Origin of the sequence: Variovorax sp. RCC_210 (genome assembly GCF_041355175.1) — a bacterium.
In the GTDB taxonomy this organism is placed as follows: domain Bacteria; phylum Pseudomonadota; class Gammaproteobacteria; order Burkholderiales; family Burkholderiaceae_C; genus Variovorax.
Genome location: NZ_JBFUPJ010000002.1, coordinates 49,059 through 74,763, shown reverse-complemented (window position 1 = coordinate 74,763; position 25,705 = coordinate 49,059). Strand labels below are relative to the sequence as shown.

The window sequence follows — 25,705 nt, the reverse complement described above, 5'->3', positions numbered from 1 at the left end:
GCTCCTGACTTACTTCTTATCGGCCGGGGCGGAAGCCTGGCCGTTCGCGGCGGGGGCCGCAGCGGGTGCGGCGGCTGGTGCGGCAGCCGGCGCGGCGCCGGGGGCTGCGCCCGATGCGGCGGCGGCCGGTGCCGGTGCGGCATTGGGGTCGGTCTTTTTCCAGGGCACCGCCTTCACTGGCGTGCCCGGCGGCATCATCTGCAGCTTCTGGAAGCCGTCGACCATCACCTGTTCGCCGGCCTTCAGGCCGTCGAGCACCACCCACTGGTTGTCCTTGGCGGCGCTGATCTTCACCTGGCGCTGGCTGATCTTGCCGTCCGCGCTCACCACCGAGACCGTGTCGCCCTGCTGGGTGCGGGTAACGGCCTGCTGCGGCAGCGTGATGGCGTTGGTGGCCTGGGCCTGCTCGAGCTTCACGCGCACGTACAGGCCGGGCAGCAGCTCGCCCTTGGGGTTGGGCACTTCGGCGCGCAGCGTGATCTGGCCCGTGGTCGCGTCGACCGTGAGGTCGGAGAACAGCAGCTTGCCTTCCAGCGGGTAGTCGCTGCCGTCTTCGAGCACCACGCGGATGCTGGCGGCCTCGCCGCCGCCGGCGCGCTTGTACTGGCCGTCGGCCACGGCGCGGCGCAGCTTGAGCACGTCGGTGGCCGACTGCGTGAAGTTCACGTACACGGGGTTGATCTGCTGCACCACGGCCAGCTCGGTGGCGTCGCTCTGGCCCACCAGCGCGCCTTCGGTCACCAGCGCACGGCCGATGCGACCGGCAATGGGTGAGGTCACCGTGGCGTAGCCGAGGTTGATCTTGGCGGTTTGCACGGCGGCGCGGCCTGCGACCACGTCGGCTTCGGCCGTCTTCTGCGAGGCCACGGCGGTCGCGTATTCCTGCTTGCTCACGGCGTTGGCCTCGACCAGCGGCTTGTAGCGGTCGGCCAGCGCCTTGGCCTGCACGGCGTTGGCTTCGGCGCGGGCCAGCGTGGCCTGGGCATTCTGCGAAGCCGCCAGCAGCGGTGCCGGGTCGATGGTGAACAGCACCTGGCCGGCCTTCACGTCGCTGCCTTCGCGGAATTCGCGCTTCAGCAGGATGCCGGCCGCGCGGGCGCGGACCTGGGCCACGCGCGAGGCTTCGAGGCGGCCGGGCAGCTCGGTCACCAGGCCGACATCGGCCGGTGCGGCCACCACCACGCCCACTTCGGGCGCGGGGCGGGCGCCGCCAGCGCCGCCCTGGGCGGCGGGCGCATCGCTCTTGCCACAGCCCGCGAGGACCAGCAGGACGACGGCGGCCACGGTCGCGAGACGCGGCGAAAAGGACGATTGACGCGAAACATGCAGGAGAGGCATGCGATTCCTTTGAAGCGAAGACGGGAGATGGCGCGTTGGCGGCGCGAGCCGCAAACCAGCACAGACAGGCGGGCCATCGGGGAAGCCCGGTAGTTTACATACATTCATGGATGTATAGTGACAGCCGTGCAATGGCCCCACGATACTTAAAGGGCGTTGCCTTTACAAATCAGGAGACTGGGTGGCACGTCGTACGAAGGAAGAGGCATTGGCCACGCGGAATCGCTTGCTCGATGCGGCGGAGCTGCTGTTTCAGGCGCAAGGCGTTTCGCAGACCACGCTGCAGCAGATCGCGCAGCAGGCCGGCGCAACGCGGGGCGCCATCTATTGGCATTTCAAGGACAAGGCCGACCTCTTCAACGCGATGATGGAGCGCGTGATCCTCCCGCTGGAGGCCGGCCCCAAGGCCGCGAGCGCCATCGGCACCGACGACCCCCTGGACGAGATCGAAGAGGGCATGGTCCACGCGCTCACCCTCATGACCACCGACCCGCAGGTGCGCCGCGTGTTCGACGTGGCCACGCACAAGGTCGAGTACACGCACGACATGGCCTCGGTGCAGCAGCGCCACCTGGCCGCGCGCAACGCCTGCGTGGTCGATTTCGAGAAGGCGCTGCGCCTGGCCGCGCGACGCGGCCACATCAAGCTGCCGGTGCCGGGCTACGTGGCGGCGCAGGGGCTGCACGCGCTGATCAGCGGGCTCATCCAGAACTGGCTGCTCGACCCCGAGGCCTTCGAGCTGGTGGCCACCGGCAGGCGCACGTTCCGGGTGTATCTGGCGGGGCTCGGGTTCGTCCGGCCGGCGCCGGGAGCGCCCGTGGAAAACGAGCACGAAACTTTGAGCGTCTGATAGGCCATAATCACGGGCTCCGGTGCACGCCGGAACCCTATTCCTCGCTGTATTTCAACGGATAGAATTCGGCCCTCCGAAGGCTGAGATCCAGGTTCGATTCCTGGCGGCGGGACCACATGCAAGACCGGAAGTTTCTCTCGAGACTTCCGGTTTTCTCGTTTCTGGGGCTGCTGGAGCGGCCCGGAAGCACAACCCCCCTAGATATACTGCGCCGTCACGTCGAAACACGGCGTGATCGGGATTGGCGTCCCGAGTAACTCGCTGCGACGCAAGCCGCAGATTTCTCCGCAGAGACTCTGCGGCTTCGTTGTTCGTGCCTCCAGTTTTGGCGGCTCGGGCAGGGAGCCGCGAGGCTCGCCGGTTCGCGCAAGCGGGTTCCCGGTACGCCAACCTGTTCGAGCTGCCGCCTCCAATTGGCGTTGGGTGCGGCGGTTGTTGCAAATCGAACCCTACGGAGGCCATTCATGGTTACTTCCACTCGCGCGCACGCCCCCTCGCACACCGACCCCGACTCCCTCGCCTTGCAAGCGGACGACGACATCGAGAGCATCCGCAACGTGCATTGCGCCTGCGCCTGCCTCGAAAAGCTCATCCTCCCGCAGCGCGTGGACGAGACCGAAGACGTGCATCCCACCCGCTCCGAACTCGGCGCGCTGATGCGCCTCGTCAACGACGAACTGCACCGCCGCATCGATGCGGCCGACGCGACGATCAAGTCGCTGAGAAGCGCCATTCAGGCGGCCCCGCGCGACCGGATCGACCGCGGCACGCCGGAGCCGTCCGGCGGCTACGGCTGGACCGCGAAAGGGCCGGTGCGCATCGCTCGCGGTTAGCCACGAAGAAAGAAGAGGGCCGCCGCGCCTACGCCATCGCGAAATGCGAGGGCGGCCGCCCCAGCGTCTTGTGGAACATCGTCGAGAACGCGCCCGGGCTGTCGTAGCCCATGTCCAGCGCCACCGCCGTCACCGGCTCGCCCGCGGCCAGCCGCGCCAGCGCCACCAGCACGCAGGCGCGCTGGCGCCACTTGCCGAAGGACATGCCCGTCTCCAGGCTGAAGCGCCGGTTGAAGGTGCGCTCGCTCACGTTCAGTTGCGCCGCCCAGACGCCAGGCGCCACGTGCACGTCGGGCTGCCGAAGAAACGCCACGCACAGGCCGGCCAGCGCCGTGTCGCGCGGCAGCGGCACGTGCAGCGGCAGCGTCTCGGCCCGCGCCAATTCGTGCAGCACCAGGCGCACCAGCGCGCCGTCGCGGCCCTGCCGGTCGTAGGCGGGCGGCAGCTCGACGGCCTCCATCAGCAACTGGCGCAGCAGCGGCGACACGTTGAGTACCTCGCACTGGTCGCCGTGGCGCGGCACCGCGCGGGGCTCGATGTAAAGGCTGCGCGTGCTCACGCCCAGCATGCGCACCCGGTGCGGCTTGCCCGCCGGGATCCACACACCGCGCTGCGGTGGCACCACCCAGGCGCCGTCATCGCTGCCCACCTCCATCACGCCCGTGGCGCCGTACAGGAACTGCGCGCGCCGGTGGCTGTGCGTGGGCAGCAGGAAGCCCGAGGGGTAGTCGGTGCCGATGGCCAGCACCGGGCGGTCGATGGCGTCGACCGAGTCGATCTTGACGTTGCGCATGCGAAAAAACGCGACTTCGCGGGTTGGCTGAAACGAAAACATCATTGTCGAACATGCGCAAGCGCGCCAGCCAGGTCGACCCTATCTTCAAGGGCTTGTCCACTCACTTGCCTGGAGCTTCTTCGTGTCGATCTATCTCGTGCTCGCGGCCTTCGGTGGCCTGGCGGGCGTCACCACCGTGCTGTTCGGTTTTGGCGGCGGCTTCGTCGTGGTGCCCTTGCTGTACCGCGCGCTGATCCTGGCGCACGGCGCGGACAGCGCGGTCGGCCAGGCGGCCATGCACATCGCCGTGGCCACCTCGACCTGCGTGATGATCGTCAGCGCTTCGCTGGCCACGCGCCGCCACCAGCGCGCGGGCACGCTCGATGGGGCGCTGGTTCGCCCGCTGCTCGCGTTCATCGGCATCGGCGCGGTGGTGGGGGCTTCGCTGGCGGTGGCCGCCCGTGGCGAGTTCGTGCGCTGGGCCTTCATCGCCTACCTGGGCGCGACCATCCTCGACTGCCTGTTCCGCCCCGGCTTCATGACGCGCGATGCCGCGGCCGTCGTTCGTCCGCTGTCGCGCGGCGTGACCACGCTCGGCAGCTTCGTCATCGGCCTCGTCGCTGCCTTTCTGGGCGTGGGCGGCAGCGTGATGACGGTGCCGCTCATGCGCCGCCGCGGCATCGACATGACCCGCGCCACCGCCATGGCCAACCCGCTGTCGCTGCCCATCGCGCTGGCCGGCACCGCCACCTACATGCTGCTGGCGTGGCGCTCGACCGCGACGCTGGAGGGATGGCACATCGGCTATGTTGACGTGCCCGCCTTTGCCGCGCTGGTCGCGGGCTCGCTGGTGGGCGTGCGCGCTGCGGCGCCGCTGATCGGGCGCATGCCCGAGCGCGTGCACACCTGGGGCTACATCGCGCTGCTGGTGCTGGTGCTCGCGGGCATGGCGCTGCGCTGAACCTGGCGTGACGACGTACCGGCATGCCAGCGCACGCCCGCGTAGGCCAAGTTCGACTTATGCGTGCACACGGTTGCGGCGCCCCGCCGACCCTGCCACCATGGCCGCATGCCTTACCAACTCCACTACTGGCCCACCATCCAGGGCCGCGGCGAATTCGTGCGGCTCGCACTGGAGGCGGCCGGCGCCGACTATGTCGACGTGGCGCGCCTGCCCGAGTCGAAGGGCGGCGGCGAGTCCGCGCTCGGCGAGCGCCTGGGCGACCCCGACAACGCACGCCCCGCCTTCGCGCCGCCGTTCCTGATCGACGGCGACGTCGTGGTCGGCCAGACCGCCGCCATCCTGCTGTACCTGGGCCCGCGGCTCGGCCTGGCGGGCGTGGGCGAGTCCGACGGGTTGTGGACGCACCAGCTGCAGCTCACCATCGCCGATGCGGTGGCCGAGGCGCACGACACGCACCACCCGATTTCCACCGGCGCTTACTACGAAGACCAGCGCGACGCCGCCGAACAACGCGCCAAGGCGTTTCGCGACGACCGCATCCCGAAGTTCCTGGGCTGGTTCGAACGCGTGCTGCAGCGCAACCCCGCGGGCAGCCTGCACCTGGTGGGCGACGTGCTGACCTATGCGGACCTGTCGCTCTTCCAGCTGGTCGACGGCCTGCACTACGCCTTTCCGGGGGCCACCGCGCGGGCGCTGGCGAAGACGCCGGCGGTCGAGAAGCTGCACGACAACATCAAGCGCCGCCAGCGCGTGCACGACTACCTGCAGAGCCCGCGCCGCATCGCGTTCAACGAAGACGGCATCTTCAGGCGCTACGCCGAGCTCGACGGTTGACGCCCGACCCGCGGCCCGCGCTCCTTCAGTTGACGACCGCAGCCGCGTCCTTCCACGCCGGCAGCAGCACCAGCCCCTCGACCGTCACCGGCTTGCGCTGCGGGCCGAAAAGATATCGGTGCGGCACCAGCCCTTCGAGGTGGTGCAGCACGTCGGTGCGGTCGTCGATGAAGTGGGTGATGCGCAACTGCCGGCAGTGGTCGGCCTTCTGCGGCCGCTGCAGGCAGAAGCGCAGGTTCTCGGGCGCGATGCCGGTGCGCTCGAAGAAGCGGTGGTGGCGCAGCCAGGCGCGGCTCTTCGCCTGCACGCTGGGCCCGCACTTCGACACGAGCCACACGCGGCCCTCGAACTTCTCGACCAGCGGCGCGACGGCTTCGAACATGCCTTCGTAAGGCGGCGTGCCCAGCGCGTCTTGCAGCGAGCCGCCGATGAACGAGGTGTCCGCGCCGTTGGCGCCTTCGGCCGCGATGAGCACGCGGCCGATGTCGATGCCCAGGCGGGCGATGCTTGCAGTGTTCTTCATCTTCTTGTTCCTTGTGTGGATGCAGCCGGATCGTAGAAACGAAGCCCATCACCAGGAACTACCGATATTAGATGTGCTATCCATAAAATGGATAGATGGACATTCCCCGCACAAACCTCGACGCGCTGCAGTCCTTCGCCGTGTTCGCCGACACGCTGAACTTCAGCGAGTCGGCGCGGCTGCTGCACATCAGCCAGCCGGCGTTGCACGCCAAGGTGCGCAAGCTGTCGGAGCAGCTCGACGCGAAGCTCTACGTGCGCGTGGGCAGCGCGCTGTCGCTCACGGGCGCGGGCGAGCAGGTCGCGCGCCACGCGCGGGAGTTGCTCACGCTCAACCAGCGCTTCGTGAAGGGGCTGGCCGCGGGGCACGACACACCCGCGGTCACGCTGGCTGCGGGCGAGGGTGCATACCTGTACCTGCTGGGCAAGGCGCTGTCGCAGTTCTCGGGGCCGGCCGCGTCGCCGCACCTGCAACTGCTCACGCGCAACCGCGACGAGGCCGTGCAGGCGGTGCGCGCGGGCCAGGCCCAACTGGGCATCGCGCCGCTGGGCACCGTGCCCGCGGACCTGCATGCGGTGCGGCTCACGGCGGTGGGCCAGGTGCTGGTGGTGCCGCGCGGGCATGCGCTGGCCGCGCGCAAGTCGGTGCGCCTGCGCGACCTGAAGGGCGCGCAGCTGATCGTGCCGCCCGCCGGGCGCCCGCACCGCGAACTGCTGGGCCGGCTGCTGCAGGCCGAGTCGGTGCCATGGCAGCCTTCGCTCGAAGCCGATGGCTGGGAGCTGATGCTGCGGTTCGCGCAACTGGGCTTCGGCCTCACGGTGGTGAACGCCTGCTGCCGCATTCCCAAGGGGTTGGTGGCGGTGCCGCTGCAGGGCTATCCGCCGCTCGACTACCACCTGTTCCACGCGGTCGACCGCCCGCCCGCCACGCATGTGCTGCGCCTGTGGAACGCACTGCTGGCGCACGGCGACCATTGGAAGACCACATGACACCCGAAGACACGAGCAAGTTCATGGCCTACGTGCTGCGGCACGCCCCGCAATCCATCGGCCTGCGCCTCGACGCCGAAGGCTGGGCCGACATCGACGCGCTGGTGGCCAGCGCCGTCGCCGAAGGCCGCGACATGGCGCGGGCGGACGTGGTCCACGCGGTGGATTCAGGCGCGAAGAAGCGCTACGAACTCTCGGCCGACGGCCAGCGCATTCGCGCGCTGCAGGGCCACTCGACGCCCCAGGTCAGCCGCAGCTTCGAGGCGATGACGCCGCCCGCGCTGCTCTTCCACGGCACGGCCACGCGCTTCCTGGAAGCGATTCGCGTGCAGGGGCTGCGGCCGGGTTCGCGCCAGCACGTGCACCTGTCCGCCGACGAAGCCACCGCGGTGCAGGTGGGCCAGCGCCATGGCAAGGCGCATGTGCTGCGCGTGGACGCGGGCCGCATGCACGCGATGGGCCACGCCTTTCATCGCGCGGAAAACGGCGTGTGGCTGACGGCCGCGGTGCCGCCGAAATTTCTCTCGGGCTAGTCGTCCTGCGCGTCGTGTGTGTCTTGCGCGTCCTTGCGGATGCGCAGGGCGGTGTCGTACAGCGTGTTGCGCGGTGCGCCGCTGATCTCGGCGGCCAGCTTCACGGCCGTCTTCACGGGCAGCTCGGCCAGCAGCAGGCGCAGCACGCGCTCGCCTTCGGCACCGTCGTCGCCGCTCACAGCCACGGGGTGCAGCACCAGCGCGAATTCGCCGCGCGTGCGGTCGCGGTCGGCGCTGAACCAGTCTGGCAGGGCGCTGGCGGCGACGGTCGCGATTTCTTCGAACTGCTTGGTGAGCTCGCGGCCCACCGTGATGCGGCGTTCGCCCAGCGTGGCCAGCGCGCGCGCCAGGGTTTCGATGCGGTGCGGCGCTTCGAGCAACACCACGGCGCGCGGCTCCTGCGACAGCGCCTGCACAGCGGTGTCGCGCTCGCCGGCCTTGCTGGGCAGGAAGCCCGCGAACACGAAGGCGCTGCTGGCATTGCCGTCGCCGCCGTCGGCCACCAGGCCGGCCGCGCCCACGAGCGTGGTCACGGCGCTGGCGCCCGGCAACGGCAGCACGCGCTGCCCGGCCGCGCGCACGGCGGCCGCCAGCCGCGCGCCGGGGTCGCTCACGCCGGGCGTGCCGGCGTCGCTCACGTAGGCGATGCGCTCGCCTTGCGCCAACCGCGCCACCACGCTTTGCGCGGCCTCGGCCTCGTTGTGCTGGTGCACGGCCAGCAGGCGCGAGCCGGGCCGGTCGATGCCGTAGGCGCGCAGCAGGGTCTGGGTGTGGCGCGTGTCTTCGCAGGCGATGGCGTCCACCAGCTGCAGCACATGCAGCGCCCGCAGCGTGATGTCGGCCAGGTTGCCGATGGGCGTGGCGACCACGTACAGGGTGCCCTGCGGATAATGCTGCGCACCCGCGGCGTCGTGCGCGGCCGCAAGGGCGGCGCCGAAAGAAGCAGGAGCGAGTGAAGCCAAGAGGTTTCTCCGAGAGACAAAAAGAAAAGAACGAAAAACGAGAGAACGAAAAAGAAGATTCGCAGGGCAGGGAGCCATGAAGACCACCACCACCAACAACAGCAAGACCACGAAGCATCGCGGCGACGCGGCGGAAGACGCCGCGCTCGACCACCTGCAGGACGCCGGCCTGACGCTGGTCGCGCGCAATTATCGGACGCCCGGGCGCGGCGGCGGCGAGATCGACCTGATCATGCGCGACGCGCGCCGCCCGCCCGAGGCCACGCTGGTGTTCGTGGAAGTGCGACAGCGCAGCACGGGAACGCACGGCGGCGCGGGCGGCAGCATTACCGGCGTGAAGCAGCGGCGCATCGTGTTCGCCGCGCAGCATTTCCTGAACGGGCTGCGCACGGTGCCGCCTTGCCGTTTCGACGTGGTGCTGGTCGAGGAGAAAATCACCTGGCTTCAAGGCGCTTTCGACGCCCGCTGAAGTGCCCCATGTGGGGAACTGAAGCCCTCCTGAAGGCTCCACAACTCACACGTCTTGTTTCACAACCCCCAGTTATCATCCCGCCTCATGCTCGAGCAACGGATTCAGCAGCACTTCATCGACAGTGCCGACCTTAAATACCAGACCGGACCGGTCCTCAGCAAACCCATCTCTCAAGCGATGCAGGCCATCCTGGCCTGCGTGACCAGCGGCGGCAAGGTGCTGGCCTGCGGCTCCGGCGTGTCGGGCCTGTTGGCGGCGCAGTTTGCCGCGCAGTTCGTGGGCCGCTTCGAACGCGAGCGGCCCGAGCTCGGCGCCATCGCGCTGCCGGGCGACACCACCGACCCCGAGGCCGACACCGCCGGCGCCATGGATGCGGACCGCTTCGCGCGCCAGGTGCGCGCGCTCGGCCAGGCCGGCGACGTGTTGCTGGCGCTCAGCGCCAGCGGGCAGTCGGCGGCGGTGCTGGCGGCGGTCACGGCCGCGCACGAACGCGACATGACGGTGGTGGCGCTGCTCGGCAATGCCGTGTCGGGGCCGCCTTCGGCGCCGGGCGCGGGCAGCAGCGGCTCCGGCGGCGCCATCGGCCGCGCGCTGCGCGAGACCGACGTGCAGATCAGCGTGCCGCACGAGCGTGCGGCGCGCATTCACGAAATCCACCAGCTCGCGCTGCACTGCCTGTGCGACGGCGTGGATGCCCAGTTACTCGGAGAACAGGAAGTTTCCTCATGACCTTCACGACCGTGACGAAGACGTCGACCCAGCGCCTTGCCCTTGCCCTCACCCTGGGCGCCGCATTGGTGGGCGGCCTGTCCGCCTGCGTGCCGCTCGTCGTGGGTGGCGCCGCGGTGGTGGGCGTGGGCATGGTGGCCACCGACCGCCGCAGCTCGGGCGCCCAGCTGGACGACCAGGGCATCGAGCTGCGCGCCGCCGCCCGCGTGCGCGACATCGCCAACGACAACATGTACGTGAGCGTCACCAGCTACAACCGCCAGGTGCTGCTGACCGGTGCCGTGGGCAGCGACGCCGACCGCCGCCGCGTGGAAGAGGAAGTGGGCCGCATCGTGAACGTGCGCTCGGTGGTCAACGAGCTGACCGTCGGTTCGTCGAGCACCTTCCAGGACCGCTCGAACGACCTCTACGTCACCGGCAAGGTGAAGGCCTCGCTGCTCGACGCGAAGGACATCTTCGCCAACTCCTTCAAGGTGGTGACCGAGCGCGGCACGGTGTACCTCATGGGCATCGCCACGCGGCGCGAGACCGATCGCGCCACCGAGATCACGCGCGGCGTGACCGGCGTGCTGAAGGTGGTGCGCGTGGTCGAGATCGTGTCCGAGGCCGACCTGGCCGCGGCGCAGGCCGCCAACCAGGCTGCGGCGCAACGCGGTGGGCAGGGCCCGGCGCCGGTGAGCTCGGCGTCGCCCTCGACGCCTTCCGCGCCTTCGTCGTCTTCGCGCGTGCCGCTCCCGCCGATGGAGCCGCTGCCCGCGAGCGGCGCGACGACTTCGCCGATCCGCTGAGCAAAGAAGCGCCGAATCAAAAAAGCCCGCTGTCGCGGGCTTTTTTCATTTCAGTCGGGTGATGAGGCTGGACGTGTCCCAGCGCCGGCCGCCGGCCTGCTGCACGTCGGCATAGAACTGGTCGACCAGCGCCGTCACCGGCACGCGCGCGCCGTTGCGCTTGGCCTCGTCGAGCACCAGGCCCAGGTCCTTGCGCATCCAGTCGACCGCGAAGCCGTAGTCGAACTTGCCGGCGATCATGGTCTTGCCGCGGTTTTCCATCTGCCAGCTCTGGGCCGCGCCCTTGCTGATGACGCCCAGCACGGCTTCCATGTCGAGCCCGGCGCGCTGGCCGAAGGCGATGGCTTCCGACAGGCCCTGCACCAGGCCCGCGATGGCGATCTGGTTGACCATCTTCGCGAGCTGGCCGGCGCCGCTTTCGCCCAGCAGCGTGACCGCGCGCGAGAACGCCATGGCCACCGGCTTGATGCGCTCGAACACGGCCGCGTCGCCGCCGCACATGACGGTGAGCGCGCCGTTCTGCGCGCCGGCCTGGCCGCCCGAGACGGGCGCGTCGATGAAGTGCAGGCCCAGCGCCTGCGCCGCCTTGGCCAGTTCGCGCGCCACGTCGGCGGAGGCGGTGGTGTGGTCGACAAAGGTCGCGCCCTTCTTCATGCCGGCGAAGGCGCCGTCGTCGCCCAGCACCACGGAGCGCAGGTCGTCGTCGTTGCCGACGCAGCAGAACACGATGTCGGCGCCGGCGGCAGCCTCGCGCGGGGTGGGCGCGTGGTGCCCGGGCGCGCCGAATTCGTCGACCCACGCCTGCGACTTGGCGGGCGTGCGGTTGTAGACCGTGACGGTGTGGCCGGCCTTGGCCAGGTGGCCGGCCATGGGGCCGCCCATGACGCCGAGGCCGAGAAAGGCGACGGTCTGTGCGGGGGCGGATTCGTAGGTGCGGGGGTTGATGCTGCTCATGGGGCGACAGCTTAAAGCCATTCCGCGGCAGGTGCGATACGCCCCAACCTGTACGTGAACGTGCAGGTTTGGCTAAGATGGGCACGTCATGACCGCCTTGCCTGCCGCCCCTTCACCCGCTGCGTCTTTGCCCGCCACGGCGCTGACCGTGCGCGACGCCGCGGCCCGGCTCGACGTCACCCCGCGCACCCTCAAGTACTACGAGGAGCTCGGCATCGTGGTGCCGGTGCGCAGCGAGGGCGGCTACCGCCTGTACGAGCAGGCCGACCTCGACAGGCTGGCGCGCGTGCTGCGCATGCGCTCGCTGGGCTTCTCGCTGCCGGTCATCACCGCCATGCTGCAGCAGCCGGTGGAGGCGCCAACTGAAGGCGGCCGGCCGCGGCTGTCGAACGCTTCGCTCAAGGCGCTGCGCGAGACGCTCACCGAGCAGCTGGGCACGCTGGACACGCGCGTGGCCCAGGTCCGCCGCGAGCTCAAGGAGGCCGCTTTGCTGCAGGCGCAGCTGCGGCGCGACCTCGACTACGTGGAGCGCCGGCTGGCCGGCGAACCGGTCGAGGAGGCGCTGGAGCAGCGCCGCAAGGAGAGGCCGGCGCCATGAGCGCCGCACGGCCGCCCGAAGGCGCTCGCGCCGCAGTGCGTAGCACGGAGGCTTTGGAATGAGCGCCGCACGGCCGCCCGAAGGCGCTCGTGCCGCAGTGCGCAGCACGGAGGCTTTGGAATGAGCGCTCCGGCCCCGGCCCTGCCCTGGCCCTCGCGCGGCACCGCCGCGCTGGCGCTGCTGCCCTGGGCCATCGGGCTGGTCACGGCCATCGACTACTTCGACAACGCGCTGTTCGCCTTCTTCGCCAGCTACATCGCCGGCGGCGTCAACGCCTCGCCCGACGAGCTGGTGTGGGCGTCGAGTGCCTACGCGCTGGGCGCGGTGCTCGGCATTCTTCACCAGCACGCATGGATCGAGCGGCTGGGCTACCGCCGCTACCTGGCCGTCTGCATGTTCGCCTTCGCCGCGGGCGGCGTGGGCGCGGCGCTGTGCGACAGCTCCATGCAGCTCACCGCCGCGCGCGCCGTGCAGGGCTACTTCGTGGGCCCGATGCTGGGCGCCTGCCGCATCCTGATCCAGATCGGCATTCCGCCCGCGCGCCGCGCCAAGGCGCTGAAGGCGTTCATGGTGCTCATCGTCTTCGGCGGCGCGCTGGCCCCCATCGCGGGCGCCTTCCTGGTAACCAATTTCGACTGGCGCTGGCTGTTCGCCAGCACCGCCCCGGTCGCGGTGGCCATCGGGCTGCTGGTGCTGTGGACGCTGCCCGACATCGGCGACGTGCCGGTGCACGAGCGCACCGAGCCGCACTACATCGCCTACGGGGTGTTCGCGCTCGCGCAGGCGGCGCTGCAGGTGGTGCTGACGCGCTCGCACTTCGAGCTGTTCACGGGCTCGCCGGCGCTCATCGGCCTGACCATCGCCGGCGTGGCGGGGCTGGCCTGGTTCGGCTGGCAGCAGTGGCGCCACCCGGCGCCGCTGGTGCGGCTGCATGCGTTTCGCAATGCGTCGTTTCGCGTCGGGCTGGCGCTGTACGTCGTCTATTACTACCTGTCGACGGGCTTCAGCTACCTGCTGCCGCGGTTGATGGAAGGGGGGCTCGGCTTCACCGTGGGCAACACGGGCTACTTCACGGGCATGGTGTCGCTGGCGACCGGGCTGCTGGTGTTCGTCTACCTGCGCTATTCGGCGCGGCTGGCGCGCAAGAAGTGGCTCATCGTCACCGGCTTCGGCATCGCGGCGCTGGCCGCGTGGTGGCTGTCGCAGGTCACGCCGCAGGCCGGGCGCGAGGCCTTGCTGCCGGCGCTGCTGCTGCGCGGGCTGCTGATGCTGTTCGTGGTGCTGCCGGTGGCCAACCTCACCTTCAAGCCCTTCGCGGCCGAGGAGTTCGCGCACGGCTACCGGCTGAAGAACCTGGTGCGGCAGCTGGCGATTTCGTTCGCGACGTCTTCGGTCATCGCGCTTCAGCAGCACCGCCAGGCGCTGCACGAGGTGCGCCTGGGCGAGTCGGCCAACGCCGCCAACGCCAGCTTCATGCAGGCGCTGGACTCGCTGACGCACGGCTTCGTTGCACTGGGCCACGCGGCGGGCGAGGCGCATGCCATGGCGCTGGGCACGCTCTACCGCACGCTGGAGCAGCAGGCCACCTTCATGGCTTCGCTCGACGGCTTCACCGCGATGGCGGTGATTGCGCTGGTGGCGGGGGTGTTCGCCGCGTGGCAGCGAACGATCGATTGAGCCGGGTTCGTCCGGCGCTTGCGCTCAGACGATCGCGAAGTGCTCCGTGCCCGCCGACAGGTCGCTGCTGCGCGCGCGCTGGCTGTTCAGCTTGATCTGCAGGCGCAGGTCGTTGGCCGAGTCGGCGTTGCGGATGGCGTCCTCGAAGGTGATCGAGTGGCTCTCGAAGAGGTCGAACAGCGCCTGGTCGAAGGTCTGCATGCCCAGGTTGCGGCTCTTCTTCATGATTTCCTTGATCTCCCCCACCTCGCCCTTGAAGATCAGGTCGGAAATCAGCGGCGTGTTCAGCAGCACCTCCACCGCGGCCACGCGGCCCAGGCCGTCTTCGGTGGGCACCAGCCGCTGCGACACCAGCGAACGCAGGTTCAGCGACAGGTCCATCAGCAGCTGCGCGCGGCGTTCTTCGGGAAAGAAATTGATGATGCGGTCCAGCGCCTGGTTGGCGCTGTTGGCGTGCAGCGTGGCCATGCACAGGTGGCCGGTTTCAGCGAAGGCCACGGCGTGCTCCATGGTCTCGCGGTCGCGAATTTCGCCCATCAGGATCACGTCGGGCGCCTGGCGCAGCGTGTTCTTCAGCGCCGCTTCCCAGCTGTCGGTGTCGATGCCCACCTCGCGCTGCGTGATCACGCAGTTCTTGTGCGGGTGCACGAATTCGACCGGGTCTTCCACCGTCACGATGTGGCCGAAGGAGTTTTCGTTGCGCCAGTCGATCATGGCGGCCAGGGTGGTCGACTTGCCCGAGCCCGTGGCGCCCACCATGATGGTGAGGCCGCGCTTGGTCATGGCCACGTCCTTCAGCACCTGCGGCATGCCCAGGCCGTCGATGGTGGGCAGCTTGGCGGGAATGGTCCGCAGCACCATGCCGACCTTGCCCTGCTGCACGAAGGCGTTCACGCGGAAGCGGCCGATGCCGGTGGGCGAGATCGCGAAGTTGCACTCCTTGGTGCGCTCGAACTCGGCCGTCTGGCGGTCGTTCATGATCGAGCGCGTGAGCGCCAGCGTGTGCTGCGCGCCCAGCGCCTGCTGCGACACCTTGGTGACCTTGCCGTCGACCTTGATGGCGGGCGGAAAGTCGGCGGTGATGAACAGGTCGCTGCCGTTGCGGCTCACCATGAGCTTGAGCAGGTCGTTGATGAACTGGCTGGCTTGATCGCGTTCCATGATGTCGGTGCTCCGGAGGGCTGGGGTCAGCCGGGGAAGTTTTCTGGGATCTTTGCCTTGCCGCGCGCTTCGGCAGCCGAGATGGTATTGCGGCGCACCAGTTCCGTCAGGTTCTGGTCGAGCGTCTGCATGCCCTGGCCCTGGCCGGTCTGGATGGTGGAGTACATCTGCGCCACCTTGGCCTCGCGGATCAGGTTGCGGATGGCCGGCGTGCCCAGCATGATCTCGTGCGCCGCGACGCGGCCCTGGCCGTCCTTGGTCTTGCACAGCGTCTGCGAGATCACGGCCTGCAAAGACTCCGACAGCATCGCGCGGATCATTTCCTTTTCTTCGCCTGGGAACACGTCGATGATCCGGTCGATGGTCTTGGCGGCCGACGAGGTGTGCAGCGTGCCGAACACCAGGTGGCCCGTTTCGGCCGCGGTCATGGCCAGGCGAATGGTTTCGAGGTCGCGCAGCTCGCCCACAAGAATGGCGTCCGGGTCTTCGCGCAGGGCGGAGCGCAGCGCGTTGGAGAACGACAGCGTCATCGGCCCGACTTCGCGCTGGTTGATCAGGCACTTTTTCGATTCGTGCACGAACTCGATCGGGTCTTCGACCGTGAGGATGTGGCCGTACTCGTTTTCGTTGAGGTAGTTGACCATCGCGGCCAGCGTGGTCGACTTGCCCGAGCCCGTGGGCCCCGTCACCAGCACCAGGCCGCGCGGCTTGAGCGCGAGTTCGCCGAAAATCTTCGGCGCGTTCAGCTGCTCGAGCGTGAGGATCTTCGAGGGAATGGTCCGGAACACCGCGGCCGCGCCGCGCGCCTGGTTGAAGGCGTTGACGCGAAAGCGCGCCAGGCCGTCGATTTCGAACGAGAAGTCGACCTCCAGGAATTCTTCGTAGTGCTTGCGGTGGGTGTCGCTCATGATGTCGTACACCATGGCGTGCACGCCCTTGTGATCGAGCGCGTCGACGTTGATGCGGCGCACGTCGCCGTTCACGCGGATCATGGGCGGAAGACCGGCGGAAAGGTGCAGGTCGGAGGCTTTGTTCTTGACGCTGAACGCCAGCAATTGGGTGATGTCCACGGGGCTCCTCGGCTCGGGTGCGGTGACGTTTTGATACGATTTTGGATGATTATGACGATGATTGGCGACGACCTCCAGCAAGTAAACAACCGGATCGCGCAGGCATGTGTAACGGCCGGGCGCGGCCCGGGCGAGGTCCGGCTGCTGGCGGTGTCCAAGACCTTCGGCCCCGACGCGGTTCGCGAGGCGCATGCGGCCGGCCAGCGGGCCTTCGGCGAGAACTATGTGCAGGAGGGGCTGGACAAGATCGAGGCGCTCGCCGACCTGCGCGCCAGCCTCGAATGGCACTGCATCGGCCCTCTGCAAAGCAACAAGACGCGGCCGGTGGCCGAGCAGTTCGACTGGGTCCACAGCATCGACCGGCTGAAGATCGCCGAGCGCCTGTCGGCCCAGCGGCCGGCCGGGTTGGCGCCGCTCAATGTGTGCCTGCAGGTCAACGTGGACGGCGGCGCGAACAAGTCGGGCGTGCCCCCGCAGGAGGCCGTGGCGCTGGCGCGCGCTGTGGCGGCTTTGCCACAGCTGCGGCTGCGAGGGCTCATGGCGATCCCCGAGCCGGCCGAGGGTTTCGAGGCGCAGCGAGATTTGTTCCTGCGCGCGCATGCGGTGTTCCAGGCGATTCGCGACGCCGGCATTGCGCAAGCCGAGCTCGACACGCTCTCCCTGGGCATGAGCGCCGACCTCGAGGCCGCGATTGCCGCGGGCAGCACGATGGTGCGGGTCGGCACGGCCATCTTCGGCGGGCGGGCGCGAAAGCCTGCCTAGCTCATTCCCGGGTTTCGGTTTTCAGATGCCGAGCGGCAGCCGCGCGCTGCTCTTGACCTCTTCCATCACCGCATACGTCCGCGTCTCGCGCACGCCGGGCAGTTGCCACAGCACAGTGCCGGCGAACTCGCGGTAGGCGGCCATGTCGGCCATGCGGGTCTTCAGCAGGTAGTCGAAGCCGCCCGCGACCATGTGGCATTCCATGATCTCGTCGCGCACCTGCACGGCGGCCTTGAACTGGTCGAACACGTTGGCGGTGGTGCGGTCGAGCAGCACCTCGACGAACACCGTGAAGCCGCGGCTGAGCTTGTGCGGGTCGAGCCGCGCCTCGTAGCCCAGGATGAAACCGTCGCGCGTGAGCCGCTGCACCCGCGCCAGCACCGCCGTGGGCGACAGCGCCACCGCCTCCGCCAGCTTGAGGTTGGTGATGCGGCCGTCTTCCTGAAGGATCTTCAGAAGCCGGAGATCGATGCGGTCCAGGTCGAGCATCGGAGGATTATCCGGCTGGCCCCTCGATCTGCGGCAGAAGATGCGGCCTAGCGAGCCCGGCTATAGGAGATAGAACCAAGGAAATGCCCTTGGCTTACCCTTTGGGCGTTTGTACTTGTTCGTGCGCTTTTCGGGGCGCCGCGCAGCGATCAGTTGCCAGCAGTCCGCCGCTCCTCCTGTACCTGCACCCGCGCCTCAGCCTGCGCTGCCGACTGCCCGTTCAAGTATTTCGCCGCGGCCTCCCGGTAGCCGGGTTGCGTCACGTCGGCACCCGCTTCGCCGTTCTGCCTGGCCGCAAGGCCCGACTGCAGCCAGAGGCGCGTGTCGGCCGCCACCGCGGCGCGCGTGTGCGTCGACACCACCTCGGGCCGTTGCGAGATGCCGTCGGAGTAGCCCTGCGTGGGCGCCAGCTTCAGCCACTGCTGCGCGTCGGCTGCAACAGCGGCGCGTGTCGCCGACGAGGTCGTTGCCTGGGGCCGCGGGTCGCCCTCGGCGTAGTTGCCAGCGAAGCTCGGGGCCGAGAGCAGGCCGAGCATGGCGGCGACTGCGGCGGCGCCCATGACGCGGATGGTTTTCGGTTGCTGGGTCATTCGTGAACTCCTTGAGGTTGCTTGAGGGGTGAAGCCGACTCTAGGGAGCGCATCCGCCGGATCGATAACCCGTCGATGACGGTTTTGTCATGTGCGCGCACGCGGTTTCAAACGTCTCTTGCATAACCGCCAGCGCGGCGCGCATAAGCCATGGCGTCGCGCGCGGGACAGGTCTATCGTTGTGCCCATCCGTTCAACCTTGGGATCCCTCATGAGTGAAAAACTCTCCTTCGTCAGCCCCACCGCCAACAGCCCGTGGGGCACGTATCTGTCGCAGGTCGACCGCGTGGTGCCGTACCTCGGCCCGCTGGCCCGCTGGGTCGAAACGCTCAAGCGCCCCAAGCGCGCGCTGATCGTGGACGTGCCCATCGAGATGGACGACGGCACCATCGCCCACTTCGAGGGCTACCGCGTGCAGCACAACATGAGCCGCGGCCCGGGCAAGGGCGGCGTGCGTTTCCACCCCGACGTCACGCTGGAAGAAGTGATGGCCCTGTCGGCCTGGATGACCATCAAGACGGCGGCCGTGAACCTGCCGTACGGCGGTGCGAAGGGCGGCATCCGCGTCGACCCGAAGAAGCTGTCGCAGAACGAGCTCGAGAAGATCACGCGCCGCTACACCAGCGAGATCGGCATCATCATCGGCCCGCACACCGACATTCCCGCACCCGACGTGAACACCAACGGCCAGATCATGGCGTGGATGATGGACACGTACTCGATGAACGTCGGCGGCACCGCCACCGGCGTGGTCACCGGCAAGCCGCTGCACCTGGGCGGCTCGCTCGGCCGCGTGAAGGCCACCGGCCGCGGCGTGTTCGTCACCGGGCGCGAAGCGGCCCGCCGCCTGGGCATGGACCTGCGCGGCGCGCGCATCGCGGTGCAGGGCTTCGGCAACGTGGGCTCGGTCGCGGCCGAGCTGTTCGCCGAGGCGGGCGCGAAGATCGTGGCGGTGCAGGACCACACCGGCACCATCGTGAACACCAACGGCCTCGACCTGGCCAAGCTGATTCCCGTGGCCAACAAGGACGGCGTGGTCGCCTTCAAGGCCGGCGGCGACATCGTGCCGAACGAAGACTTCTGGAACGTTGCCTGCGACATCCTGATCCCGGCCGCCCTCGAAGGGCAGATCACCGCCGAGCGCGCGCAGAAGACCACCGCCAAGCTCGTGCTCGAAGGCGCCAACGGCCCCACCGTGCCCACGGCCGACGACATCCTCGCCGAGCGCGGCGTGCTGGTGGTGCCCGACGTGATCTGCAACGCCGGCGGCGTGACGGTGAGCTACTTCGAATGGGTGCAGGACTTCTCGTCGTTCTTCTGGGACGAGGACGAGATCAACGTGCGCCTGGACCGCATCATGATGAACGCGCTCAACCAGATCTGGGACACGGCGGACAAGCACAAGATCACGCTGCGCACGGCCACCTACGCGGTGGCTTGCGAGCGCATCCTGATGGCGCGGCAAGAGCGCGGGCTGTATCCCTGATCGCGCCTTGATTGCGCGCTGATCACCCTGGTCTGCTGATCGATCGCACCGCGGGGAGCGGTACGCTCGGGGGATGAGCACCACGCCGCCCCCGAACGTTCAGTCTCTTCCAGCCCTCCCTACGGAAAGCCTTGCCCGCCTGCGCGCCCTGATGGCCGACGGGCAACGCAAGCTGCTCGGGCTGGTGGGCGCGCCCGGCGCGGGCAAGTCCACGCTCGCGGCGGCGCTGCTGCAGGCGGTGGGCGCCGAGCGCGCCCAGGTCGTTCCCATGGACGGCTTTCACCTGGCCAACGTCGAGCTGCAACGGCTCGGCCGCGCGGCCCGCAAGGGCGCCCCCGACACCTTCGACAGCGCCGGCTACGTGGCGCTGCTGCAGCGCCTGCGCGAACAGCGCCCCGGCGGCGACATCGTCTACGCCCCCGAATTCCGCCGCGAGATCGAGGAGCCCATTGCCGGCGCCATCGCCGTGCTGCCGACCACGCAACTGGTCATCACCGAAGGCAACTACCTGCTGCACGACGCCGGCCCCTGGGCCGGTGCGGCGGCCCTGCTGGACGAGGCCTGGTACGTGGACATCGACGACGCCCTGCGCGAAGCGCGCCTGGTGCGGCGCCACCAGCAGTTCGGCCGCAGCGCCGAAGCCGCGCGCGCCTGGGTCGACAGCACCGACGCGCCCAACGCGCGGCTGATCGCGGCGACGCGGGCGCGGGCGCACCACCTGCTGCCCTGGTCCTGAAATTCGGCTGCGCAGGGAACGCCTGCGCCTTCGCGCGCTCGAAGCTTGGCCGGCGCACCGCCGGTTAGCATTCGCCGCTTCATGCCGACCATGCCCCTCACTTCTCCTGCTTCCTCCGTTCGCGCTCCGGCGCTGCCCCTGGGCCTGTCCCTCGTCTTGCTGTCCGCGCTGCTGCTCGCGGGCTGCGGCAGCAGCGGGCGCCGCGTGACCTACGAGCCCGAGGAGTTCGGCTCCACCACCACCCACACCCGCAACTACGAGGCCACCGAGGCGCAGACCTGCGAGGCCGCGCGCCGCGCGCTGCTGAGCCAGGGCTACATGATCACCGCGGCCAATGCCGACCTCGTCACCGGGCGCAAGAGCTTCCAGCCCGCGGCCGAGGTGCATGTGGAGGTCGAGTTCCGCGTGGTCTGCGCGCTGGAAGGCGGCAGGGGCAGCAAGGCGGCGAACAAGGCGAGCAAGAGCACCGTCGCCTTCGCCACCGCGCTGCAGGACCGCTACGGCATCAAGAAGGTGAACAACTCGGCCAGCGTGGGCGTGGGCGCGATCGGCTCGCTGTCGCTGCCGTTCTCGGCCAGCGACGACGCGATGGTCAAGGTGGCCAGCGAGACGCTGACCGACGAGCGCTTCTACGACCGCTTCTTCGCGCTGCTCGACCGCTTCCTCGAAGGCCCCGAGAGCGAGGCCGAGGTGCCCGACGGGGCGCCGGCCGCCGCGTCGACGCCTGCGCCTTCGGCGCCACCGGCAGCCGCTCCGGTCATGACCTTTCCCGTGAACTCGTCGCCCAACCGAGGCTGACGGCGGCCGGGGCGAAAGCCTCAACTACCAAGATGCGTCTTACAATCTGGGCGTGTCTTCCACTTCCCCTTCTTCCTCTTCTTCCCCTGCCCCTGCGGCCGTCACGCCGGCGTCGTGCGCCTCGCACCTTCGCACGTCAGTAGCGCAACTGGCGCGCGAGCTGCGCAGCGGCAGTGCCTCGCCGGACGGCCCGAGCGTCGCCAAGCTCAGCGTGCTGGGCCAGCTGCACCGGCACGGGCCGAGCACGCCCACCGCGCTGGCGGCGCTCGAACGGGTCAAGCCGCAATCGCTGACCCGCCTGCTGGCCGAGCTGGAAGCCGAAGGCTGGACCGCCCGCAGCCCGCACCCGAGCGACGGACGCCAGTGGCTGCTGTCGCTCACGCCCGAGGGCGTGCGGCGGCTGAAGGCGCTCATGCGCTCGCGCGAGGCGGCACTGGCCGGGGTCATCGGCGCCACGCTCGACGCCGGCCAGCAGGCCCTGCTGCTGGAAGCCTGCCGCCTGATCGACGGCATTGCCGCCGCGCTGGCCCACGCGCCCGAACCATGAGCAGCGCGCCGGCCCTCCAGCTACTGAAAGGCTTGAAGGGCCTGGCAGGCCTGTGGCGCCACGGCCGCTGGCGCCCGGGCGTGCAGCTGGCCGGCGCCGTGGCGCTGGCCTGGGGCGTGTCGGTCGCGCTGCGGCTGCCCGAGAGCTTCTGGTCGGTGATGAGCGTGCTGATCGTCATGCGCCCGAGCGCCGGCTCCACGCTCGATGCCGGCTGGGATCGCGTGCGCGGCACCGCGGCCGGCGCCCTGTGCGGCCTGGCCGGCGTGTACCTGCAGCACCACGGCGTGAACGCGCTCGCGGCCACGCTGTCCATCGTGGTGTTGCTGGCCTTTGCGAGCACGGCGGCGCCCGGGCTGCGCAGCGCGCCGGTGGCGGCGCTGATCATCCTGTCGGCCGGCGGCATTCCCGGCCATTCGGCGTTGCAGGTGGCGATGCTGCGCATGGCGCAGATCGGCATCGGCGTGGGGGTGGCGCTGGCGGTCGCCACCTTCATGTCGGAATACCACGCGGGCGCGCGCTTCGACGAGGGCTGTGCCGCTCTGCTGCGGGGCATCGCGAAACGCATGGCGGCCACGCAGCGGCCCGCCGAAGCCGAGGTGGAGCGCGTCCATGCGGCCACGCGCGCATCGCTGGGCCGCCTGGCGCTGCTGGCGGGCAGCGCCGACCTCGAAGCCCGCTGGTGGCGCCGGGGCACGGCCGCGGAGGGCGCGCGCACCTACCGCAACAAGGCGCGGCTGGCGGCGCGCATTTTCCAGGACGCGGTCGTGCTGGACCGGGTGCTGCGCCGGCAGGACGGCGTTGACTCTTTTCCGCTCGAGGCCGCTCGGGCCGCGGCTGCCGCGGTCGCCGGCATGGCCGACGCCCTGGCCGACGATCTGGCTGGCAAAGGCTCGCCCGACCTGGCCGACCTCGCGCGGCTGGCCGAGACCGGTACAACGACACCGTCGCACGCCTTGCTGGCGGCGCCGCTGTGCCTGCTGCTCGACGACCTGCGGCGGCTGCAGCGCTGCATCGCCGCGCCGACCACTCAGACCGCTCAGACCACCCAGGCGCGTTGAAACAAGGTCAGCGCACCAGCGTCGACTTGCCGAACAGGCTCTCGATCAGCTCCACCGCCACCTCGGCCGTCTGGTTGCGCACGTCCAGCGCCGGGTTCAGCTCCACCACGTCGACGGAAGCCAGCCGCCCGGTGTCGGAGATCATTTCCATGCACAGCTGCATCTCGCGGTAGGTCGGCCCGCCGCGCACGCCGGTGCCCACGCCGGGCGCGATGCCGGGGTCCAGGCAGTCGAGGTCGAAGCTCACGTGCAGGTGCGTGTCTTCGTCCACGTCCTGCAGCGCCTCGGTCATGGTGGTGCGCATGCCGTGCTCGTCGATGTGGCGCATGTCGAACACGTGCAGGCCCAGCGTGCGAATGGCTTCCTTCTCGTCGCTGTCCACGCTGCGGATCCCGATGAAGCGGATCGCATCGTGCTCCAGGGCCGCGCGCTCGCCGCTCCAGCCTGTGAGCACCGCGGGCCCGTGGCCCAGCAGGCACGACACCGGCATGCCGTGCAGGTTGCCGCTGGGGCTCGTGGTCTCGGTGTTGACGTCGGAGTGCGCGTCCAGCCACAGCACGCGCAGCTTCTTGCCGCGCTTGCGCGCGTGCCACGCCACCGCGCTGATGGAGCCGATGGCCAGGCAGTGGTCGCCGCCCAGCATCACCGGCACGTGGCCGGCGCCGAGCGCACCGTCGACCGAGGCGTACACCGAGCGGTTCCACGCAATCACCTCGTCCAGGTGGCGCAGTCCGTTGGCCGGCGCCGTCCAGGGCGTGGCCGGGCCGGCGAGGTTGCCGCGGTCGATCACCGCGTAGCCCTGGCCCGCCAGCGCCTCCGCCAGCCCGGCCACGCGCAGCGCGTCGGGCCCCATGCCGGCACCGCGCACGCTGGCGCCGATGTCGGTGGGCGCGCCGATGAGTTCGAGGGTGACTTTGGCGTTGCTCATTTCAGCTCCTCAGGTGGTGCCACAGGTAGGCATAGCCCAGCGCGTCCATGAAGGCGGACTCCTTGTTGTCCGTGGCCGCGCTATGGCCGCCTTCAAGGTTCTCGTAGAAGCGGCTGTCATGGCCCAGCGCCAGCATCTTCGCGTGCATCTTGCGCGCATGCACCGGGCCCACGCGGTCGTCGCGGGTCGAGGTGGTGAACAGCGCCGGCGGGTAGGCCTGGCCGGCCCTGGCGTTCTCGTAGGGCGAGAAGGTCTTGATGAACGCCCACTCGTCGGGCTGCTCCGGGTCGCCGTACTCCGCGATCCACGAGGCCCCGGCCGACAGCTGCGTGTAGCGCCGCATGTCGAGCAGCGCCACCTCGCTCACGATGGCGCCGTACAGCTGCGGGTACAGCGTGAGCATGTTGCCCATCAGCAGGCCGCCGTTGCTGCCGCCCATGGCGCCCAGGTGCGCGGGCGAGGTGATCTTGCGCGCGATCAGGTCTTCGGACACGGCCGCGAAGTCCTCGCAGGTGCGCAGCCGGTTCTCCTGCAGCGCGGCCTGGTGCCAGCGCGGGCCGTACTCGCCGCCGCCGCGGATGTTGGCGATCACGTACACGCCCCCTTGTTCGAGCCACGCGCGGCCGATGCTGCCGCTGTAGCTGGGCTGCAGCGAGATCTCGAAGCCGCCGTAGGCGTACTGCAGCACGGGGTGGGTGCCGTCGGCCTTCAGGTCCTTGGGCGCAATCTCGAAGTAGGGCACGCGCGTGCCGTCCTTCGAATGCACGAAGTGCTGGCTCACGCTGAAACCCGAGGCATCGAAGAAGGCGGGGCTGTTCTTCAGCACCTGTGGCTCGCTCTTTTCAGAGGTGCCTGTGGTGCCGAGTGTGCCGATGTAGAGCGTGGTCGGCTGCAGGAAGCCGCTCACGGTCAGAAAGTAGTCGTCGTTCTCGTCCTCGTCGATGCCGCCCGCCGCGATGGTCGAGAGCGCCGGCGCGCCGCCCAGGCTCTCGCGCTTCCACGCGCCCTTGCCGTCGGCCGGCGGCGTGAGCACCTCGAGCCGGTTCACCACGTCGTGCATGGTGTTGACGATCAGGTGGTTGCGCGTCCACGAGTGGCTGTCGAGCGCGGTGGTGTCGTCGGGCTCGAACAGCACCGTGAGCTCGCGCCCGCCCGCCATGTAGTCGTCGAACTTCGTGGCCAGCAGCGAGCCCGACTTGTAGGTGGTGCCGCCCACGGTCCAGTCGGTGCGCGGCTCGATCAGCATCCACTCGCGCGTGATCTCGGCCAGCGCGTCGTCGGGCACGTCGATCTTGGCGAGCGTGCCGTCGGTCTTTCGCAGCCAGGTCTCGCTGTCGTAGAAGTCGATCTGGCGCGAGACGTAGTCGCGCTCGAAGCCGGGCGTGTTGTCGCGGTAGGCGCCGACGGACATGTCCTCGTGCAGGCCTTCGTACACCGTCACCGCGCTTTCCAGCGGCGTGCCGCGGCGCCATTCCTTCACGATGCGCGGGTAGCTGGAGCTGGTCATGGAACCGGGGCCGAAGTCGGTGGCCACGTAGAGGTGGTCGATGTCCTTCCAGCCGACGTGGTTCTTGGCCTCGGGCAGCGTGAAGCCGCCTTCGACGAAGCGGCTGGTCTCCAGGTCGAACTCGCGCACCACGTCGGCGTCGGCGCCGCCGCGCGACAGCGAGATCAGGCAGCGCTTGTACTCGGGGTCGAGGCAGTCGGCGCCGTGCCACACCCAGTTCTCGCCGTCGGCCGCGGCCAGCGCGTCGAGGTCGAGCACGCTTTCCCAGGCGGGCTGCGGCTTGCGGTACTCGTCGAGCGTGGTGCGCCGCCACAGGCCCTTGGGGTGCGCCTTGTCGCGCCAGAAGTTGTAGAAGCGCTGGCCGATCTTGCGCACCATCGGAATGCGCTCCTCGGAGTCGAGCACCTCGAGGATGCCCTGCTGGAGCGCCTCGAACGCGGGCGACTTCGCATAGGCCTGCACCGTGAGCGCGTTCTGCGCGCGGGCCCAGTCGAGCTGTTTCTCGCCGTCGATGTCCTCGAGCCAGAGGTGGTCGTCTTGCGCAGCTTGCACTGCTTGCGGGGGGAGGCTGGATGTCATGGCCCCAGTGTACGGAGCCCGTGTGAAACAAGGGCTTTCGCACAAGTGACGGGCCGTTGCCGCGCCAGCGGCCGCCGTGCTGCAGCTTGGGAACTTCGGGCAAACCCGTGTCCCGCCGGCGCCTCGCCCCCGGTGGAAACACTGAAGAACGCGGGGCCCACAAACGCGATGC

At 69.4% G+C, this 25,705-nt stretch carries 28 protein-coding genes and 1 tRNA gene; 18 read left to right on the top strand and 11 right to left on the bottom strand.

Annotated elements, in window-relative coordinates; all coding sequences use genetic code 11:
* Positions 1–9: 9 nt before the first annotated feature.
* Positions 10–1,338 (bottom strand): efflux RND transporter periplasmic adaptor subunit, encoded by a 1,329-nt coding sequence (locus AB6807_RS08275; RefSeq protein ID WP_371084212.1) that lies wholly within the window; start codon positions 1,336–1,338, stop codon positions 10–12.
* 181 nt (positions 1,339–1,519) lie between these two features.
* On the opposite strand from AB6807_RS08275, the gene AB6807_RS08270 reads away from it, so the two are divergent.
* The 3 genes from AB6807_RS08270 (at position 1,520) to AB6807_RS08260 (ending at position 3,024) form a co-directional block, all read left to right on the top strand.
* Positions 1,520–2,188, top strand: coding sequence for a TetR family transcriptional regulator (locus tag AB6807_RS08270; RefSeq protein ID WP_371084211.1), 669 nt, complete (start codon positions 1,520–1,522; stop codon positions 2,186–2,188).
* Between the two features lie 43 nt (positions 2,189–2,231).
* Positions 2,232–2,306 (top strand) — tRNA-Arg (locus tag AB6807_RS08265).
* A gap of 349 nt (positions 2,307–2,655) precedes the next feature.
* Positions 2,656–3,024 carry a hypothetical protein gene (locus AB6807_RS08260; RefSeq protein WP_371084210.1) on the top strand — a complete coding sequence of 123 codons (369 nt, stop codon included), beginning with the start codon at positions 2,656–2,658 and terminating at the stop codon, positions 3,022–3,024.
* 28 nt (positions 3,025–3,052) lie between these two features.
* Here the strand turns inward: AB6807_RS08260 and AB6807_RS08255 are convergent, their stop codons facing one another.
* A complete protein-coding gene (locus tag AB6807_RS08255) occupies positions 3,053–3,817 on the bottom strand; it encodes a helix-turn-helix domain-containing protein (protein WP_371084209.1) in 765 nt (254 codons plus the stop codon).
* A 124-nt stretch (positions 3,818–3,941) separates the two neighbouring features.
* Here AB6807_RS08255 and AB6807_RS08250 point away from each other — a divergent pair, with 124 nt between their 5' ends.
* Positions 3,942–4,760, top strand: a complete 819-nt coding sequence (locus tag AB6807_RS08250; RefSeq protein WP_371084208.1) for a sulfite exporter TauE/SafE family protein — start codon at positions 3,942–3,944, stop codon at positions 4,758–4,760.
* A gap of 108 nt (positions 4,761–4,868) precedes the next feature.
* On the top strand, positions 4,869–5,597 hold the full coding sequence (locus AB6807_RS08245; protein WP_371084207.1) for a glutathione S-transferase: 729 nt from the start codon (positions 4,869–4,871) through the stop codon (positions 5,595–5,597).
* A gap of 25 nt (positions 5,598–5,622) precedes the next feature.
* On the opposite strand, the gene AB6807_RS08240 is transcribed toward AB6807_RS08245, so the two are convergent.
* On the bottom strand, positions 5,623–6,120 hold the full coding sequence (locus AB6807_RS08240) for a hypothetical protein (protein ID WP_371084206.1): 498 nt from the start codon (positions 6,118–6,120) through the stop codon (positions 5,623–5,625).
* A gap of 95 nt (positions 6,121–6,215) precedes the next feature.
* On the opposite strand from AB6807_RS08240, the gene AB6807_RS08235 reads away from it, so the two are divergent.
* Positions 6,216–7,109, top strand: coding sequence for a LysR family transcriptional regulator (locus tag AB6807_RS08235; RefSeq protein WP_371084205.1), 894 nt, complete (start codon positions 6,216–6,218; stop codon positions 7,107–7,109).
* The gene (locus AB6807_RS08230) at positions 7,106–7,642 is read left to right on the top strand and encodes an RNA 2'-phosphotransferase (protein ID WP_371084204.1); all 537 of its coding nucleotides are present in this window, start codon (positions 7,106–7,108) and stop codon (positions 7,640–7,642) included. Before AB6807_RS08235 ends, AB6807_RS08230 begins: the two co-directional genes overlap by 4 nt.
* Here the strand turns inward: AB6807_RS08230 and rsmI are convergent.
* A complete protein-coding gene (gene rsmI / locus AB6807_RS08225) occupies positions 7,639–8,604 on the bottom strand; it encodes a 16S rRNA (cytidine(1402)-2'-O)-methyltransferase (protein WP_116913489.1) in 966 nt (321 codons plus the stop codon). The genes AB6807_RS08230 and rsmI overlap by 4 nt on opposite strands.
* Positions 8,605–8,680: 76 nt before the next feature.
* Here rsmI and AB6807_RS08220 point away from each other — a divergent pair, with 76 nt between their 5' ends.
* The 3 genes from AB6807_RS08220 (at position 8,681) to AB6807_RS08210 (ending at position 10,593) form a co-directional block, all read left to right on the top strand.
* Entirely contained in the window at positions 8,681–9,073 is a 393-nt protein-coding gene (locus AB6807_RS08220; RefSeq protein ID WP_371084203.1) for a YraN family protein, read from the top strand.
* 87 nt (positions 9,074–9,160) lie between these two features.
* Complete coding sequence (locus AB6807_RS08215) at positions 9,161–9,805, top strand: SIS domain-containing protein (RefSeq protein WP_116913487.1); 645 nt, start codon at positions 9,161–9,163, stop codon at positions 9,803–9,805.
* Positions 9,802–10,593 carry a BON domain-containing protein gene (locus tag AB6807_RS08210; RefSeq protein WP_371084202.1) on the top strand — a complete coding sequence of 264 codons (792 nt, stop codon included), beginning with the start codon at positions 9,802–9,804 and terminating at the stop codon, positions 10,591–10,593. The genes AB6807_RS08215 and AB6807_RS08210 overlap by 4 nt, the downstream gene beginning before the upstream one ends.
* Positions 10,594–10,638: 45 nt before the next feature.
* Here AB6807_RS08210 and AB6807_RS08205 read toward each other — a convergent pair whose 3' ends face one another.
* On the bottom strand, positions 10,639–11,547 hold the full coding sequence (locus tag AB6807_RS08205) for an NAD(P)-dependent oxidoreductase (RefSeq protein ID WP_371084201.1): 909 nt from the start codon (positions 11,545–11,547) through the stop codon (positions 10,639–10,641).
* An 88-nt stretch (positions 11,548–11,635) separates the two neighbouring features.
* Here AB6807_RS08205 and AB6807_RS08200 point away from each other — a divergent pair, with 88 nt between their 5' ends.
* A complete protein-coding gene (locus AB6807_RS08200) occupies positions 11,636–12,145 on the top strand; it encodes a MerR family transcriptional regulator (RefSeq protein ID WP_371084200.1) in 510 nt (169 codons plus the stop codon).
* A 120-nt stretch (positions 12,146–12,265) separates the two neighbouring features.
* Positions 12,266–13,822 (top strand): MFS transporter, encoded by a 1,557-nt coding sequence (locus tag AB6807_RS08195; RefSeq protein WP_371084199.1) that lies wholly within the window; start codon positions 12,266–12,268, stop codon positions 13,820–13,822.
* Positions 13,823–13,846: 24 nt separating this feature from the next.
* On the opposite strand, the gene AB6807_RS08190 is transcribed toward AB6807_RS08195, so the two are convergent.
* Together AB6807_RS08190 and AB6807_RS08185 are read right to left on the bottom strand one after the other, a co-directional pair.
* Positions 13,847–14,983, bottom strand: coding sequence for a PilT/PilU family type 4a pilus ATPase (locus AB6807_RS08190; protein WP_116913482.1), 1,137 nt, complete (start codon positions 14,981–14,983; stop codon positions 13,847–13,849).
* Positions 14,984–15,009: 26 nt separating this feature from the next.
* Positions 15,010–16,053 carry a type IV pilus twitching motility protein PilT gene (locus AB6807_RS08185; RefSeq protein ID WP_093132776.1) on the bottom strand — a complete coding sequence of 348 codons (1,044 nt, stop codon included), beginning with the start codon at positions 16,051–16,053 and terminating at the stop codon, positions 15,010–15,012.
* A gap of 51 nt (positions 16,054–16,104) precedes the next feature.
* On the opposite strand from AB6807_RS08185, the gene AB6807_RS08180 reads away from it, so the two are divergent.
* Positions 16,105–16,815: a YggS family pyridoxal phosphate-dependent enzyme gene (locus tag AB6807_RS08180; RefSeq protein ID WP_371084198.1), complete on the top strand. Its 711-nt coding sequence runs from the start codon at positions 16,105–16,107 to the stop codon at positions 16,813–16,815.
* 21 nt (positions 16,816–16,836) lie between these two features.
* Here the strand turns inward: AB6807_RS08180 and AB6807_RS08175 are convergent, their stop codons facing one another.
* Together AB6807_RS08175 and AB6807_RS08170 are read right to left on the bottom strand one after the other, a co-directional pair.
* The gene (locus tag AB6807_RS08175; protein ID WP_116913480.1) at positions 16,837–17,304 is read right to left on the bottom strand and encodes an Lrp/AsnC ligand binding domain-containing protein; all 468 of its coding nucleotides are present in this window, start codon (positions 17,302–17,304) and stop codon (positions 16,837–16,839) included.
* A gap of 149 nt (positions 17,305–17,453) precedes the next feature.
* Complete coding sequence (locus tag AB6807_RS08170) at positions 17,454–17,894, bottom strand: hypothetical protein (protein WP_371084197.1); 441 nt, start codon at positions 17,892–17,894, stop codon at positions 17,454–17,456.
* A gap of 211 nt (positions 17,895–18,105) precedes the next feature.
* Between AB6807_RS08170 and AB6807_RS08165 the strand changes: the two genes are divergently transcribed.
* The 5 genes from AB6807_RS08165 to AB6807_RS08145 all read left to right on the top strand — a co-directional run bounded on the left by AB6807_RS08165 (position 18,106) and on the right by AB6807_RS08145 (position 22,519).
* Positions 18,106–19,380 carry a Glu/Leu/Phe/Val dehydrogenase gene (locus AB6807_RS08165; protein WP_116913478.1) on the top strand — a complete coding sequence of 425 codons (1,275 nt, stop codon included), beginning with the start codon at positions 18,106–18,108 and terminating at the stop codon, positions 19,378–19,380.
* A 73-nt stretch (positions 19,381–19,453) separates the two neighbouring features.
* Entirely contained in the window at positions 19,454–20,116 is a 663-nt protein-coding gene (locus AB6807_RS08160) for a nucleoside/nucleotide kinase family protein (protein ID WP_371084196.1), read from the top strand.
* A 90-nt stretch (positions 20,117–20,206) separates the two neighbouring features.
* On the top strand, positions 20,207–20,914 hold the full coding sequence (locus AB6807_RS08155; protein WP_371084195.1) for a DUF2242 domain-containing protein: 708 nt from the start codon (positions 20,207–20,209) through the stop codon (positions 20,912–20,914).
* Between the two features lie 52 nt (positions 20,915–20,966).
* A complete protein-coding gene (locus AB6807_RS08150; protein WP_371084194.1) occupies positions 20,967–21,461 on the top strand; it encodes a MarR family winged helix-turn-helix transcriptional regulator in 495 nt (164 codons plus the stop codon).
* Between the two features lie 32 nt (positions 21,462–21,493).
* On the top strand, positions 21,494–22,519 hold the full coding sequence (locus AB6807_RS08145; RefSeq protein WP_371084193.1) for an aromatic acid exporter family protein: 1,026 nt from the start codon (positions 21,494–21,496) through the stop codon (positions 22,517–22,519).
* A gap of 7 nt (positions 22,520–22,526) precedes the next feature.
* Here the strand turns inward: AB6807_RS08145 and rocF are convergent, their stop codons facing one another.
* Both rocF and AB6807_RS08135 read right to left on the bottom strand, forming a co-directional pair.
* Entirely contained in the window at positions 22,527–23,447 is a 921-nt protein-coding gene (rocF, locus tag AB6807_RS08140) for an arginase (protein ID WP_371084192.1), read from the bottom strand.
* A gap of 1 nt (position 23,448) precedes the next feature.
* A complete protein-coding gene (locus AB6807_RS08135; protein WP_371084191.1) occupies positions 23,449–25,533 on the bottom strand; it encodes a prolyl oligopeptidase family protein in 2,085 nt (694 codons plus the stop codon).
* Positions 25,534–25,705: the final 172 nt, after the last annotated feature.

Excerpts from the sequence above, each read along its gene's own strand:
- AB6807_RS08275 (WP_371084212.1), bottom strand. The coding sequence starts at position 1,338 with ATGCCTCTCCTGCATGTTTCGCGTCAATCGTCCTTTTCGCCGCGTCTC.
- AB6807_RS08190 (WP_116913482.1), bottom strand. The coding sequence starts at position 14,983 with ATGGAACGCGATCAAGCCAGCCAGTTCATCAACGACCTGCTCAAGCTC.
- AB6807_RS08205 (WP_371084201.1), bottom strand. The coding sequence starts at position 11,547 with ATGAGCAGCATCAACCCCCGCACCTACGAATCCGCCCCCGCACAGACC.
- rocF (WP_371084192.1), bottom strand. The coding sequence starts at position 23,447 with ATGAGCAACGCCAAAGTCACCCTCGAACTCATCGGCGCGCCCACCGAC.
- AB6807_RS08235 (WP_371084205.1), top strand. The coding sequence starts at position 6,216 with ATGGACATTCCCCGCACAAACCTCGACGCGCTGCAGTCCTTCGCCGTG.
- AB6807_RS08155 (WP_371084195.1), top strand. The coding sequence starts at position 20,207 with ATGCCCCTCACTTCTCCTGCTTCCTCCGTTCGCGCTCCGGCGCTGCCC.
- AB6807_RS08220 (WP_371084203.1), top strand. The coding sequence starts at position 8,681 with ATGAAGACCACCACCACCAACAACAGCAAGACCACGAAGCATCGCGGC.
- AB6807_RS08175 (WP_116913480.1), bottom strand. The coding sequence starts at position 17,304 with ATGCTCGACCTGGACCGCATCGATCTCCGGCTTCTGAAGATCCTTCAG.
- AB6807_RS08230 (WP_371084204.1), top strand. The coding sequence starts at position 7,106 with ATGACACCCGAAGACACGAGCAAGTTCATGGCCTACGTGCTGCGGCAC.
- AB6807_RS08160 (WP_371084196.1), top strand. The coding sequence starts at position 19,454 with ATGAGCACCACGCCGCCCCCGAACGTTCAGTCTCTTCCAGCCCTCCCT.
- AB6807_RS08255 (WP_371084209.1), bottom strand. The coding sequence starts at position 3,817 with ATGCGCAACGTCAAGATCGACTCGGTCGACGCCATCGACCGCCCGGTG.
- AB6807_RS08170 (WP_371084197.1), bottom strand. The coding sequence starts at position 17,894 with ATGACCCAGCAACCGAAAACCATCCGCGTCATGGGCGCCGCCGCAGTC.
- AB6807_RS08180 (WP_371084198.1), top strand. The coding sequence starts at position 16,105 with ATGACGATGATTGGCGACGACCTCCAGCAAGTAAACAACCGGATCGCG.
- AB6807_RS08135 (WP_371084191.1), bottom strand. The coding sequence starts at position 25,533 with ATGACATCCAGCCTCCCCCCGCAAGCAGTGCAAGCTGCGCAAGACGAC.
- AB6807_RS08245 (WP_371084207.1), top strand. The coding sequence starts at position 4,869 with ATGCCTTACCAACTCCACTACTGGCCCACCATCCAGGGCCGCGGCGAA.
- AB6807_RS08200 (WP_371084200.1), top strand. The coding sequence starts at position 11,636 with ATGACCGCCTTGCCTGCCGCCCCTTCACCCGCTGCGTCTTTGCCCGCC.
- AB6807_RS08210 (WP_371084202.1), top strand. The coding sequence starts at position 9,802 with ATGACCTTCACGACCGTGACGAAGACGTCGACCCAGCGCCTTGCCCTT.
- AB6807_RS08215 (WP_116913487.1), top strand. The coding sequence starts at position 9,161 with ATGCTCGAGCAACGGATTCAGCAGCACTTCATCGACAGTGCCGACCTT.
- AB6807_RS08195 (WP_371084199.1), top strand. The coding sequence starts at position 12,266 with ATGAGCGCTCCGGCCCCGGCCCTGCCCTGGCCCTCGCGCGGCACCGCC.
- AB6807_RS08260 (WP_371084210.1), top strand. The coding sequence starts at position 2,656 with ATGGTTACTTCCACTCGCGCGCACGCCCCCTCGCACACCGACCCCGAC.
- AB6807_RS08165 (WP_116913478.1), top strand. The coding sequence starts at position 18,106 with ATGAGTGAAAAACTCTCCTTCGTCAGCCCCACCGCCAACAGCCCGTGG.
- AB6807_RS08240 (WP_371084206.1), bottom strand. The coding sequence starts at position 6,120 with ATGAAGAACACTGCAAGCATCGCCCGCCTGGGCATCGACATCGGCCGC.